The sequence below is a fragment of the Pseudomonas anguilliseptica genome (assembly GCF_900105355.1).
Lineage (GTDB): Bacteria > Pseudomonadota > Gammaproteobacteria > Pseudomonadales > Pseudomonadaceae > Aquipseudomonas > Aquipseudomonas anguilliseptica.
This window is the reverse complement of the sequence record NZ_FNSC01000001.1, coordinates 2,404,093-2,417,268: the sequence shown is the minus strand read 5'-3', so window position 1 is coordinate 2,417,268 and position 13,176 is coordinate 2,404,093. Positions and strand designations below refer to the sequence as shown.

Genomic DNA, 13,176 nt, shown 5'->3' with positions numbered 1-13,176 from the left:
TTGAAGCTGACGCCCCGCTGAACGCGGGGCGTTTTTTTCAGCGGCAAAACCGGTCTGCGGTTAGAATCTCTGGCACGCGCCATGCATAGTGGCAAGCTCACCAACCCGCACGGAGTACGCGCCTTGGATGCCAGCACCATCAATAATCTGTTTTTGATCGGTGGCGTTCTGGTCGCAATGAGCATTCTGGTCAGTGCATTCGGCTCGCGCTTCGGCATCCCGATTCTGGTGATCTTTCTTGCTGTCGGCATGCTCGCCGGCACCGATGGCCCTGGTGGCATCGTCTTCAACAACTACCCGCTGGCCTACCTGGTCGGCAACCTGGCGTTGGCCATCATCCTGCTCGATGGTGGCATGCGTACGCGGGTCTCCAGCTTTCGCGTGGCCTTGTGGCCATCACTCTCACTGGCCACCGTCGGCGTCCTGATCACTGCCGGCCTGACCGGCGTGGCAGCAGCCTGGCTGTTCGACCTGAGCTGGATGGAAGGCCTGCTGATCGGCGCGATCGTCGGCTCCACCGATGCTGCCGCGGTATTCAGCCTGCTCGGCGGGCGCGGCCTGAACGAGCGGGTCAGCGCCACCCTGGAAATCGAGTCCGGCAGCAACGACCCGATGGCGGTGTTTCTCACCGTCACCCTGATTGCCATGCTTGCCAGCGGCCAGGACGGCATGAGTTGGAGCCTGCTGGTGCAGCTGCTGCAACAGTTCGGCATCGGTGCGCTGTTCGGCCTCGGTGGCGGCTGGCTGCTGCTCAACCTGATCAACCGCATGGAACTGGCCAACGGCCTGTATCCGCTGCTGGTGGTCAGCGGCGGCCTGATCATCTTCGCCATCACCACGGCCGTCGGCGGCAGCGGCATTCTGTCGATCTACCTATGCGGCCTGCTGCTGGGTAACCGGCCGATTCGCTCGCGCCACGGCATCCTGCACATGCTCGACGGTCTGACCTGGCTGGCGCAGATCGGCATGTTCCTGGTCCTCGGTCTGCTGGTCACCCCGCACGAGCTGCTGCCGATTGCCTTGCCAGCCCTGGGCCTGGCGCTGTGGATGATCCTGTTCGCCCGGCCGCTGTCGATTTTCCTCGGTCTGTTGCCATTCCGTGCCTTCCATGACCGCGAGCGCGCCTTTATCGCCTGGGTGGGACTGCGTGGCGCGGTGCCGATCATTCTGGCGGTGTTCCCGCTGATGGCCGGCCTGCCGAATGCCCAGCTGTTCTTCAACGTAGCGTTCTTTATCGTGCTGGTTTCACTGTTGCTGCAGGGCACCAGCCTGCCGTTTGCCGCCAAGTTGCTGCGCGTCACCGTACCGCCGGAGCCGGCGCCGGTGTCACGTGCCGGGCTGGACGTGCATCCGACCAGCCAGTGGGAGCTGTTTATCTACCGCCTCGGTGCGGAAAAATGGTGCATCGGCGCGCCTTTGCGCGAGCTGAAGATGCCCGAAGGCACGCGCATTGCCGCGCTGTTTCGAGGCAAGGAGCTGCTGCATCCCTCCGGCAGCACGACTCTGGATGCCGGCGACCTGCTCTGCGTGGTTGGCCATGAACACGACCTGCCCGCCCTCGGTAAACTGTTCAGCCAGGCGCCCACCCGCGGCCAGGACCTGCGTTTCTTCGGTGACTTCGTACTCGAAGGCGATGCCGAGCTGGCCGCCATCGCCGCACTCTACGGCCTGCAACTGGAAGGCGCCGAAGGTCAGCTGCATCTGGGCCGCTTTATCGCCCACAAGATTGGCGGCTCGCCGGTCATCGGCGACCAGGTGGAATGGCAAGGCCTGACCTGGACCGTGGCAGCCATGGAAGGGAACAAGATTCGCAAGGTCGGCGTCAGATTCCCCGAAGGCAGTCGCCCAGGCCCCGGACTCTTCCTTTAAGCGCAGGGTTACGCGCCAGCGCTGTTGCGTAAAAGCGCAGCACAAGAGCGTAATCTACCGCCCAAGAGCCGTTATATGCGGCACAGGCGCTTAGCCAGGCGCCTGTTAAACTCAGCCTCTTTTCGAGCCAACGATCGTCACTATGCCCTCTCTTCGCACTTATCTTGCCGTCGCACTGCTCGGGCTGTGCCTGAGCGCCCCGCTGCTACAGGCCGCCGAGCCACCGAGCCGGGCTGACGTACAAAGCAGCCTGGACAACCTGGCCGACCGCAAGCTGCCGGAAGCCGAGCAGCTGGCCATAAAGCAGACCCTGGAGAAAACCCTGGCGCTGCTGAATGAAAAAGCCGACAGCGAGCAGCGCCGTGTCGACCTTGAGAAGCAGCTGCAGCAAGCCCCACGCCTGATTGGTGAGGCGCAGCGCGATTACCAGCGACTGAAAAACAGCACGCCCACCCAGGTCAATCTGCGCTACGGCAAAAGCACACTGCCGCAGCTTGAACAACTACTCGCCGATCGCAACGCACAACTCAGCGAGTGGCAGAAACAGATCATCGAGGCCAACAGCCTGGTAATCACCGCGCAGACTCGCCCGGAACGCGCCCAGGCAGAAATCAGCGGCAACCAGACCCGCAGCCAGGAAATCAACAGCATCCTGAAAAGCGGCCGCGATGCCAGCAAACCGCTGAGCAATGAGCGGCGTAATCAGCTGAATGCCGAACTGGCCAAGCTCGATGCGCAAACCCAGCTGCGCCGCCAGGAGCTGGCCGGCAACAGCCTGCTGCAGGATCTCGGCAACAGCCGCCGCAGCCTGCTGGAAGAACGCATCAAACGCCTTGAACAGGAACTGCTCGCCCAGCAGAACCTGATCAATGAAAAGCGCCGCGACCTTTCTGAGCAGACCCTTGCCGAACAGTCCCGTGAGGTCGAAAAAGCCGGCACCGACAGCCTGCTGGCACAGGAAAGCGCAATCAACCTGAAGCTCTCCGACTACCTGCTGCGCGCCACCGACCGGCTCAATGAGCTGACCCGCCTGAATCTGCAGACCAAACAGCAACTCGACAGCCTGAGCCAGAGCGATCAGGCCCTGGAAGAACAGATCAGCGTGCTGCAAGGCAGTCTGCTGCTCTCGCGCATCCTCTATAAGCAGCAGCAAGCCCTGCCGATATTGAAGATCGACAGCACCCTGCCCGACCAGATCGCCGACCTGCGCCTGTACCAGTTCGAGCTTAACCAGCAGCGCGAAGCCATCAACAACCCCAGCGTGTATGTCGACAACTTGCTCAGTGCCCAGGCCAATGAGCCCAACAGCCAGGCCCTGCGCACCGACCTGCTGGCGCTCATCGACACCCGCCGCGAGCTGATTGACCGTCTCAACCGTGAGCTGAACGCCCTGCTCAACGAGTCGATTACCCTGCAGCTGAATCAGAAGCAGCTGAAAACCACCGCCGAAACCCTGCGTGCCACCCTCGATGAGCAGATGTTCTGGATCCCCAGCAACAAACCGCTGGATCTGGAGTGGTTCAAGTCCGTACCGCGCTTGCTCGAGCGGCAGATTGCCGAATTACCCTGGGGCGCCAACCTGCGCCAGCTGGGCGCTGGCCTGACCGAGCGGCCGCCGCTGTTCCTGCCCTTGCTGCTGCTGATAGTGGTGCTGCTGTGGCGCCGGGGTTATCTGTACCGCAAGCTCGCAGAGCTGCACCAGGACATCGGCCACTTCAAACGCGACAGCCAACTGCACACACCGATGGCAATCATGCTCAACGTGTTGCTGGCGCTGCCTGGCACACTATTCCTGGCACTGTGCGGCTTCGCCTTGCAGATGGACGCCCGCGGACAGAACGCCAACCTGGGTGAGGCGCTGTTCCAGATGGCCCAGGCCTGGCTGGTGTTCTACACCCTGTACCGCATCCTCGCCGATGGCGGCGTAGCCGAACTGCACTTCCGCTGGGGTCGCTCGCAAGTAGCGTTCCTGCACAAACAAGTGCGCCGTCTGGGCCTGGTGGTGATGGCGCTGGTGGCTGTAGTGACGATTGCCAAGCACCAGCCGGCGGGCCTGGGTGATGACGTGATCGGCCTAACCGTGGTGCTGAGTTGCTACGCCCTGATGGTCTGGCTGCTGCACAAGCTGCTGCTCACCGGCCCGGCCCGCGAACATGCCTCGGCCTTCCGCATGCTGATCGGCATAGCCCTGAGCTTGCTGCCATTGGCACTGATCGTGGCGGTCGGCTTCGGCTACTACTACACCGCACTGAAACTCAGCGACCGCCTGATCAACACCCTGTATCTGCTGGTGATCTGGCTGATCATCGAAGCCACTTTTGTCCGCGGCCTGGGCGTTGCGGCACGCCGACTCGCCTACCAGCGGGCCATGAGCAAGCGCCAGGCACAAAGCAAGGACAGCGGCGAAGGCACGGAAACTGTAGTCGAGGAGCCGACCCTGGATATCGAACAGGTCAACCAGCAGTCGCTGCGCCTGATTCGCCTGGCCCTGCTCGGTACCTTTATCGCCGGCCTGTACTGGGTCTGGGCGGACCTGATTTCGGTGTTCACCTACCTCGATAACATTGCGCTGTATGAGTACAGCAGCGGTACCGGCGATGCCGCGACTCTGGTGCCCATTAGCCTCAGCGATGTACTCGGCGCACTGATCATCATCGGCATCACCGTCGCACTGGGCCGCAACCTGCCTGGCTTGCTCGAGGTGCTGGTGCTCTCCAGGCTGAAGCTGGCTCAGGGCAGCGCCTACGCCACCACCACCCTGCTCTCCTACGCGATTGTCGGCATTGGGTTTGTCATCACCCTGTCGACCCTCGGGGTCAGCTGGGACAAGCTGCAATGGCTGGTGGCCGCGCTCTCGGTGGGCCTGGGCTTCGGCTTGCAGGAAATCTTCGCCAACTTTATCTCTGGCCTGATCATCCTGTTCGAGCGCCCAGTGCGCATCGGCGACGTGGTAACCATCGGTAACCTGTCCGGCACGGTCAGCAAAATTCGCATCCGCGCCACCACCATCACCGACTTCGACCGCAAAGAAATCATCGTGCCGAACAAGACCTTCGTCACCGACCAGCTGATCAACTGGTCACTCAACGACACCGTCACCCGGGTCATCGTGAAGATCGGCGTAGCCTACGAAACCGACCTGCCGCTGGCACGCAAGCTGATGATGCAGGCCGCCGAGGAAAATCCGCGGGTACTGCGCGACCCAGCGCCGCTGCTGTTCTTCCTGACCATCAGCGCCAGTACCTTCGACTACGAGCTGCGCTTCCATGTACGCGAACTGGGTGACCGCAACGCCGCCACCGACGAAATCCTCACGCGCATCGCCCTGAGCTTCCGTGAGCACAACGTGGAAATGGCCTTCAACCAGGTCGAGGTGATGATCAAGAACCTGCACGGCCAGGAACTCAACCTGACCACCGGACAAATGGTGGCCGCCACGGCGGCAGCCGATGCGCAGCAGGGACAAGTACCACCACCGACACCTGCAATCGACCCGCAGTAGCTTGCCGCCAGGCCCGCCAGCGCGGGCTGCCACTTCATCACTGCCGGGCCGCATGTGCCCGGCTGGAGCCTGACCGTGAAGCCGCTTATCGAGCTGCAGTTCGACAACCGTTTTGCCCGCCTCGGCGACACCTTTTCCACCCACGTGCTGCCCGAGCCGATTGCCGAGCCGCGCCTGGTCGTTGCCAGCCCGGCCGCCATGGCCCTGCTTGACCTGGAGCCGAGTCAAGCCGAAAGCGAGGTGTTCGCGCAGATCTTCGCCGGGCACAAGCTGTGGAGCAGCGCCGAGCCGCGCGCCATGGTCTATTCCGGGCATCAGTTCGGCGGCTACAACCCGCGCCTGGGCGATGGCCGTGGCCTGCTGCTGGGTGAGGTAATCAACGACGCTGGCGAGTACTGGGATCTGCACCTCAAGGGCGCCGGACAAACGCCCTACTCGCGCATGGGCGACGGCCGTGCCGTGCTGCGTTCATCGATCCGCGAGTTTCTCGCCAGTGAGCACCTGCACGCCCTCGGCATCCCCAGCTCGCGGGCGCTGTGCGTGACCGGCTCCAGCACCCCGGTGTGGCGCGAAAAGCAGGAGACCGCCGCCATGGTGCTGCGCCTGGCGCCCAGCCATATCCGCTTCGGCCACTTCGAATACTTCTATTACACCCAGCAGCATGAGCAGCTCAAACAGCTAGCCGAGCATGTGCTGCACTGCCACTACGCCGACTGTTTGCAGCAGAAACAGCCGTATCTGGCCATGTTCCGCGAAGTCATCGAGCGTAACGCCGCGATGATCGCCTACTGGCAGGCCTACGGTTTCTGTCACGGAGTGATGAACACCGACAACATGTCGATCCTCGGCATCACCTTCGATTACGGCCCCTACGCCTTTCTCGATGATTTCGATGCCCAGCACATCTGCAACCACTCCGATGACAGCGGTCGTTACTCGTTCAGTAATCAGGTGCCGATTGCCCAGTGGAACCTCGCCGCCCTCGGCCAGGCCCTGGTACCGCTGGTCGATGTCGACGCGCTGCGTGAGACGCTCGGTCTGTTCCTGCCGTTGTACCAGGCGCATTACCTCGATCTGATGCGCAAACGCCTGGGCCTGCTCAGTGCCGATGACGGCGACGAAGCCCTGGTGCAGCGCCTGCTGCAACTGATGCAAAGCAGCGCAGTGGATTACACCTTGTTCTTCCGCGAGCTCGGCGACAGCCCGGTTGCGCAAGCCGTGGCGCGCCTGCGCGACGACTTTACCGACCTGGCCGGTTTCGATGCCTGGGCCGCTGACTACCTGGCGTGCAGCGCGCGCGATGGCGACGATACGGGGCAACGGCGCATGCGCATGCACGCGGCCAACCCCAAGTACGTTTTGCGCAACTACCTGGCCCAGCAGGTGATCGAAGCCGCCGAGCAGGGCGACTACGCCCCGGTGCGCGAACTGCATCAGGTGCTGTCGCGGCCCTTCGACGAGCAGCCCGGCTTCGAACGCTACACCCAGCGTCCGCCGGAATGGGGCAAGCATCTGGAAATCAGCTGTTCGTCCTGAATAGAGCCGTAGGGTGGATGACGCCTTTTTCATCCACCAACTGCCGCGGTGGATGGATAAAGCGCCATCCACCCTACGGACTGCCGTATCTGGTGTTCGTCGTAGATTGGGTTGAGGAGCCTGCGACGAAGCCCAACGATAGCCGGGCGCAGCGCTACGCGCTCCCTGTTGGGCTTCGCAAGCTCAACCCAACCTACACACCACCCAACATCCATTCCAGCCCCATGGCCACATGCAGCTCGGTGCTGTCGAGCAGCGGCACCGGTGCGTCCAGGCCATCGAGCAGTAAACCGATCTCGGTGCAACCCAGGATGGCCATCTCGGCCCCCTGCCCCTGCAGCGTGCGCAAACAGTCCAGATAGAAGTCCCGGGCCTGCGGCAGAAACTGGCCCTGGCACAGCTCGGCAAAGATCACCCGATCAATTTCCGCCATCTGCGCCGCGTCTGGAGTGATCACCTCAATCGCGAAGCGCTCGGCCAGACGCTGGCGGTAGAACGCCTCCTGCATGGTAAAACGCGTGCCGAGCAGGGCCGCGCGGCGCACACCCTGGTGCTGCAGGGCCTGACCCACCGCATCACCGATATGCAGCAGCGGTATCTGCACCGCCGCTTCAATGGCCGGCGCAACCTTGTGCATGGTGTTGGTGGCCAGTAACAGGGCCGATGCCCCTGCTCGCTCAAGCCCCTGAGCCGCCAGCGCCAGCACCTGCCCAGCGGCCTGCCAATCGCCACGCCGCTGCAGTTCGGCGATTTCAGCAAAATCCAGCGAATGCAGCAGCAAGGGCGCCGAATGCAAACCGCCAAGGCGTTCGCGCACGCCCTGGTTGAGCAAGCGGTAATAGCTGGCCGTCGACTCCCAGCTCATGCCACCCAGAATGCCTAACTGACGCATATGCCCTCCCGTTCACGAAAGCCTTGAGCCTAATCCGCGGCCGAGCCAACGCACAGGCACAGTGCGCGGTAGAGCGGCCGGTACAGCCTTATCTATTAAATCGAAAAGGCATATAAACCTTTCCAAACATTCTTAGACTCTCTAAGCAGCAACCCTTATCTTCTCCGCCTTGCGTGGCCGCCACGTCTGCATCGCGCGCCCGATACCTCACACGAGACTCGTCCGCTTACGCTAAGGATGTTCATGTTCTGGGACTCTCTTCCTCTGCCCCTGCTGTTTGTCGGCGCCCTGCTGATCTGGGTGCTGTACGCCTTTGTGCGCGAGAAGTGGAGCCCGGACATTGTTGCGGCCATTGCCGTGGCGGCGCTGCTGATCACTCAGTTGCTGACGCCTGCGGAAGTGCTCAGCGTGCTGAGCAACTCGGCGCCCGTGACCATTGCCTGCATGTTCGTGCTCTCGGCCGCACTGGAACGCACCGGCTGCATCGACGCTCTCGGCAACTGGCTGGGGAATCTGGTCGGTACCAGCCCGATTCGCGTGCTCACCGGCTTGACCATCACCGCGCTGGTGATCTCGGCGTTCCTCAACAACACACCGGTGGTGGCCATTCTCACGCCAGTGGCAATTTCCCTGGCGCGGCGCGCCGGCACCCTACCGTCGAAACTGCTGATCCCGCTGTCCTACGCCACCATCCTTGGCGGCACCCTGACCATGATCGGTACCTCGACCAATATTCTGGTCGACGGCGTGGCACGCAAGGCGGGCCTTGAGCCCTTTGGCATGTTTGAGATCACCGGTGCCGGGCTGATCCTGGCAACGGTGGGCATGCTCTATCTGCTGACCATAGGTCGCCACCTGCTGCCCGAGCGCGAGACCCTGTCAAAGCAACTGCGCCCGAACCTCGACCGCACCTTTATGACCGAGCTGCTGGTGCCACAGAACTCGCCAGTGATCGGCAAATCCCTGCACGAAGCCAACCTCAATGGCGGCAGCGGCCTGCAGGTGCTGAAGATCTTCCGCGACGAGCAGGAGCTCACCGAACCGGCCCACGACACCCTGCTGGTGGCGGGCGACCAACTGGTGCTGCACGGTCAGGTCAAGGATGTGGTGGAGCTGCGCGAAAGTGGTCACCTGATCTTCAACCGCAGCGATGCGTTTGAAACCATTAGCAGCCATGACGTGATCCTCGCCGAGGCCATCGTCGGGCGTAACTCGCGCTACAGCCATCGGCCGATGCGCGACCTCGACCTCACCGCGCGCTATGGCATCGCCGTGCTTGCCGTGCACCGCCAGGATGAGAACATCCAGGGCAACCTGGATGACTTCGAACTGCAGTTCGGCGACGTGATGCTGGTGGAAGGCACGCCGACGCAAATCAAGCGTTTCGCCGACAACGGCGAGCTGATCAGCCTCAACGCCGTACAGGAACGCGCGTTCCGCCGCGACAAGGCACCGATTGCGATCATCGCTACTCTGGCCGTGATGCTGCTGGCCGCCTTCGGCGTAATGCCCATCGAAGGCCTGGCGATCATCGGTGCGGTCACCGTACTGGCGACCCGCTGCCTGGACGTGGAGGACGCCTACAAGGCGGTGGACTGGAAGATCCTCAGCCTGATCTTCGGCATGCTGGCCATCAGCATCGCCATGGACAAGGTCGGCCTGGTCAGCCTGATGGTCAGCAATGTCATGGGCCTGATGCCCTGGGCAGGCCCGTTGCTGATGCTGTCGTTTATCTACCTGTTCACCTCGATCCTCACCGAAGTGCTATCGAACAACGCGGTGGCGGTACTGGTCACGCCGATTGCCATCGGCATGGCCCAGCACCTGGGCGTCGACCCGCGCGCCTTTGTGGTCGCGGTGATGTTCGCCGCCAGCGCCAGCTTCGCCACGCCCATCGGTTATCAGACCAACACCTTCGTCTACAACGCCGGCGGTTATCGCTTTACCGACTTTATGAAGGTCGGCATCCCGCTCAATCTGCTGCTGTGGGTGGTGGCCAGCTTTGTAATCCCCTGGTTCTTCCCACTGATACCTATTTGACGGCATAAGCGGCGAATATTTCGATCTAACCCAGGCCCGTTTCATTGCTCCAGCGCATTGACCGGGCCTTGCTGCTTTCTCCATGCTGCCAACCTTCAATCTGCCCTGAAGGAACGCGCGCATGAAATTGGAAACCCTGGCCATCCACGCCGGCTACAGCCCCGACCCGACCACCAAGGCGGTGGCGGTCCCGATCTACCAGACCAGCTCCTTTGCCTTCGACGATACCCAGCACGGTGCCGACCTGTTCGACCTGAAGGTCGCCGGCAATATCTATTCACGGATCATGAATCCGACCAACGCCGTGCTCGAAGAGCGCGTGGCTGCGCTGGAAGGTGGCGTCGGCGCGCTGGCCGTGGCCTCGGGCATGGCGGCGATCACCTACGCGATCCAGACCGTGGCCGAAGCCGGTGACAACATCGTCTCGGTGGCCAAGCTCTACGGCGGCACCTACAACCCGCTGGCGCACACTCTGCCGCGCTTCGGCATCCAGACCCGCTTCGCCGCCCACGACGACATCGCCGCTCTGGAAGCGCTGATCGACGACAAAACCAAAGCGGTGTTCTGCGAATCCATCGGCAACCCGGCCGGCAATATCGTCGACCTCGCTGCCCTGGCTGCGGCCGCGCACCGCCATGGCGTGCCGCTGATTGTCGACAACACGGTGGCTACGCCGATTCTCTGCCGCCCGTTCGAGCATGGCGCGGACATCGTCGTGCACTCGCTGACCAAGTACATCGGCGGCCACGGCACCAGCATCGGCGGCATTGTGGTCGACTCCGGAAAATTCCCCTGGGCTGACAATAAAGCGCGCTTCCCATTGCTCAACACGCCCGACCCGTCCTACCACGGCGTGACCTACACCGAGGCCTTCGGCCCGGCCGCCTTTATCGGCCGCTGCCGCGTGGTGCCACTGCGCAACACCGGCGCGGCGCTGTCGCCGTTCAATGCCTTCCTCATCCTGCAAGGCCTGGAAACCCTGGCCCTGCGCATGGAGCGCCACTGCGAGAACGCGCTGAAGGTCGCCCATTACCTGCAGAACCACCCGCAGGTGGCCTGGGTGAAATACGCCGGCCTGCCCGATCACCCCGAGCATGCCCTGGCGCAGCGTTTCTGCGGCGGCACACCGGCCTCGATCCTGTCCTTTGGCATCAAGGGCGGTCAGGAAGCCGGCGCGCGCTTTATCGATGCGCTGCAGTTAGTGGTTCGTTTGGTGAATATCGGCGATGCCAAATCCCTGGCCTGCCACCCGGCCTCGACCACTCACCGCCAGCTGAATGACGAAGAACTGGAGCGCGCCGGCGTGCCGCGCGACATGGTGCGCCTGTCGATCGGCATCGAGCACAGCGACGATATCCTCGCCGACCTGGCCCAGGCGCTGGATGCCGCAGCGGGCTGATCGCCCTTGATATCCACGCAAGCGACTCCAGATAAGGGATAACCGCCTCTGGAGTCGCCCATGTCCAATCCCCTGCTGATCCCCTGCCCAAAGTGCAACGGCCTTAATCGCATTCCCGCCGAGCGCCTGGGCGATGCGCCGCGCTGTGGCCGTTGCAAATCGGAGGTGTTGCCCAGCACACCCTTCGAACTGACCCAGGCCAACTTCGATGCGCAGAACAAAGGCGACCTGCCTCTGCTGATTGATGTGTGGGCCAGCTGGTGCGGCCCGTGCCGCAGCTTTGCCCCCATTTATGAGCAGGCCGCCGCGCAGCTACAAGGCCACTGCCGCCTGGCCCAGCTGGACAGCGAAGCCAACCCGCAGCTGTCGGCAGAAATGGGCATTCGCTCGATCCCGACGCTGATCCTGCTCAAGGGCGGTGTGGAAGTCGCCCGGCAGAGTGGCGCGCTGCCCCTGCCGCAACTGCTTGGCTGGTTGCGCCAGCAGGGCATTTGAGCGAATCGGTCAATTACGCATGGGCATTGCGGTCATTACTGCGCTCACGACCAACCTTTAGGCTGGCTGCACAACAAGACGTGTGGAGCCAAGCATGACGATGCCTATCGAACTGGTACGCCAGCTCACCGAAGAACAGATAGCCTTTGTCCAGCGCAGCGGGCTCAAGGCCGAAGTGCTGGAAGCTGGCCACATACGTCTGCGTATGCCGCTGGCGGGTAACCAGAACCATATCGGCAGCATGTATGCCGGTGCGCTGTTCACTCTGGCGGAAATTCCCGGCGGTGCGCTGTTTCTCACCAGCTTCGATGCGCAGCGCTTTTACCCCATCGTCAAGGAAATGAACCTGCGTTTTCGTCGCCCCGCCAGCGGTGATATCTGGGTGGAGGCGCACCTTGCAGCGGAAGAAATCCAGCAGCTGCAAAAGCAGGCAACAGAACTCGGCAAAGCCGAGTATGTTTTACAGTTGCAGCTGACCGATGAGAGTGGTGAAGTAGTGGTCGAGAGTCGCGGCCTGTATCAATTACGCGCACGCTGACACTTGACCTTGCCCTAGGTCAAAAGTCCAGCTATGACTCGAGGTCACAATAAATGTGCCGACATGCATCGGCAGGAGAACGCCGACCATGCCCAGTCACATCCTTATTGCCCACGACCTGCGCGACACTGCCGACATGGCGCTGTGCCGCGCCACCCAGCTGGCCAAGCAGTTCAACGCCAAACTGACCATCCTGCATGTGCTCGACCCGAGCAAAAGCAGCCAAGAGCATGAGCAGGCCAAACAGGCACTGGACCGCAGCCTGACCCAATACGCCCCGCCCGGCAGTCAGCTGCTGATCCGCACCGGCATCAATCCCTCGGAAGTGGTGCTGCAACAGCTTAATGAGCTGGGTTGCGACCTGCTGGTACTCGGCGGCCATCACCAGCGCCACGATTTTTTCTCCGGCACCAGCCTCGACCGCATTGCGCGCAACTGTCCGGTGCCACTGCTGCTGGTGGCGCGTAACGATTTCAAGCCATACCAGCGCGCACTGGCGGCCATCGACTTCTCGCTCTGCGCCTGCAGCGCCCTCGGCCAGGCCTACCGCCTGCTGCCGGAAACGGCCGAACTGCACGCCCTGCACGTCTTCGAGCCAGACAAGGGCACGCCCAAGCAGGTCGAGGCGCAACTGGCCACGCAAAAAGCCCTGATCAACCAGTTGCTGGAAGATGAAGCGCAGAACCTGCCGGAGAAAGGCCCGACCTTGACCCATTCGGTGGAACAAGGCGGCATCCTGCGCTGCCTGCAAGCACGCCTGAAAAGCACCAACACCGAACTGCTGGTACTCGGCAGCCACGGCCGCAGCGCACTGTCGCAAGCACTGCTTGGCAGCCTGGCGCAGCACTTCCTGCACAAGGCGCCTTGCGACATTTACGTCGTCCGCTGACGATCTGCTGCGCGTC

9 protein-coding genes are annotated in these 13,176 nt (G+C 62.5%); 8 read left to right on the top strand and 1 reads right to left on the bottom strand.

Annotated features, from left to right (window positions below; genetic code table 11):
* Positions 1-123: 123 nt before the first annotated feature.
* From BLW24_RS11625 to selO, 3 genes are all read left to right on the top strand, one after another.
* Positions 124-1,869 (top strand): potassium/proton antiporter, encoded by a 1,746-nt coding sequence (locus BLW24_RS11625; RefSeq protein WP_090387710.1) that lies wholly within the window; start codon positions 124-126, stop codon positions 1,867-1,869.
* A gap of 142 nt (positions 1,870-2,011) precedes the next feature.
* Positions 2,012-5,371 (top strand): mechanosensitive channel MscK, encoded by a 3,360-nt coding sequence (gene mscK, locus BLW24_RS11620; RefSeq protein ID WP_090380672.1) that lies wholly within the window; start codon positions 2,012-2,014, stop codon positions 5,369-5,371.
* Between the two features lie 75 nt (positions 5,372-5,446).
* On the top strand, positions 5,447-6,907 hold the full coding sequence (selO, locus tag BLW24_RS11615) for a protein adenylyltransferase SelO (protein ID WP_090380670.1): 1,461 nt from the start codon (positions 5,447-5,449) through the stop codon (positions 6,905-6,907).
* Between the two features lie 193 nt (positions 6,908-7,100).
* Here selO and BLW24_RS11610 read toward each other — a convergent pair whose 3' ends face one another.
* Positions 7,101-7,799, bottom strand: a complete 699-nt coding sequence (locus tag BLW24_RS11610) for an aspartate/glutamate racemase family protein (RefSeq protein ID WP_090380667.1) — start codon at positions 7,797-7,799, stop codon at positions 7,101-7,103.
* 243 nt (positions 7,800-8,042) lie between these two features.
* Here BLW24_RS11610 and BLW24_RS11605 point away from each other — a divergent pair, with 243 nt between their 5' ends.
* The 5 genes from BLW24_RS11605 to BLW24_RS11585 all read left to right on the top strand — a co-directional run bounded on the left by BLW24_RS11605 (position 8,043) and on the right by BLW24_RS11585 (position 13,160).
* On the top strand, positions 8,043-9,839 hold the full coding sequence (locus BLW24_RS11605) for an SLC13 family permease (protein ID WP_090380664.1): 1,797 nt from the start codon (positions 8,043-8,045) through the stop codon (positions 9,837-9,839).
* 121 nt (positions 9,840-9,960) lie between these two features.
* Positions 9,961-11,238, top strand: a complete 1,278-nt coding sequence (locus BLW24_RS11600; RefSeq protein ID WP_090380661.1) for a bifunctional O-acetylhomoserine aminocarboxypropyltransferase/cysteine synthase — start codon at positions 9,961-9,963, stop codon at positions 11,236-11,238.
* Positions 11,239-11,298: 60 nt separating this feature from the next.
* The gene (gene trxC / locus BLW24_RS11595) at positions 11,299-11,733 is read left to right on the top strand and encodes a thioredoxin TrxC (RefSeq protein WP_090380657.1); all 435 of its coding nucleotides are present in this window, start codon (positions 11,299-11,301) and stop codon (positions 11,731-11,733) included.
* 94 nt (positions 11,734-11,827) lie between these two features.
* The gene (locus BLW24_RS11590; RefSeq protein WP_090380654.1) at positions 11,828-12,271 is read left to right on the top strand and encodes a PaaI family thioesterase; all 444 of its coding nucleotides are present in this window, start codon (positions 11,828-11,830) and stop codon (positions 12,269-12,271) included.
* An 88-nt stretch (positions 12,272-12,359) separates the two neighbouring features.
* Positions 12,360-13,160: a universal stress protein gene (locus BLW24_RS11585; RefSeq protein WP_090380651.1), complete on the top strand. Its 801-nt coding sequence runs from the start codon at positions 12,360-12,362 to the stop codon at positions 13,158-13,160.
* Positions 13,161-13,176 lie beyond the last annotated feature (16 nt).

Bases quoted from the DNA above. Each gene is read 5' to 3' on its own strand.
- mscK (WP_090380672.1), top strand. From the start codon at position 2,012: ATGCCCTCTCTTCGCACTTATCTTGCCGTCGCACTGCTCGGGCTGTGC.
- BLW24_RS11610 (WP_090380667.1), bottom strand. From the start codon at position 7,799: ATGCGTCAGTTAGGCATTCTGGGTGGCATGAGCTGGGAGTCGACGGCC.
- BLW24_RS11605 (WP_090380664.1), top strand. From the start codon at position 8,043: ATGTTCTGGGACTCTCTTCCTCTGCCCCTGCTGTTTGTCGGCGCCCTG.
- BLW24_RS11600 (WP_090380661.1), top strand. From the start codon at position 9,961: ATGAAATTGGAAACCCTGGCCATCCACGCCGGCTACAGCCCCGACCCG.
- trxC (WP_090380657.1), top strand. From the start codon at position 11,299: ATGTCCAATCCCCTGCTGATCCCCTGCCCAAAGTGCAACGGCCTTAAT.
- BLW24_RS11590 (WP_090380654.1), top strand. From the start codon at position 11,828: ATGACGATGCCTATCGAACTGGTACGCCAGCTCACCGAAGAACAGATA.
- BLW24_RS11585 (WP_090380651.1), top strand. From the start codon at position 12,360: ATGCCCAGTCACATCCTTATTGCCCACGACCTGCGCGACACTGCCGAC.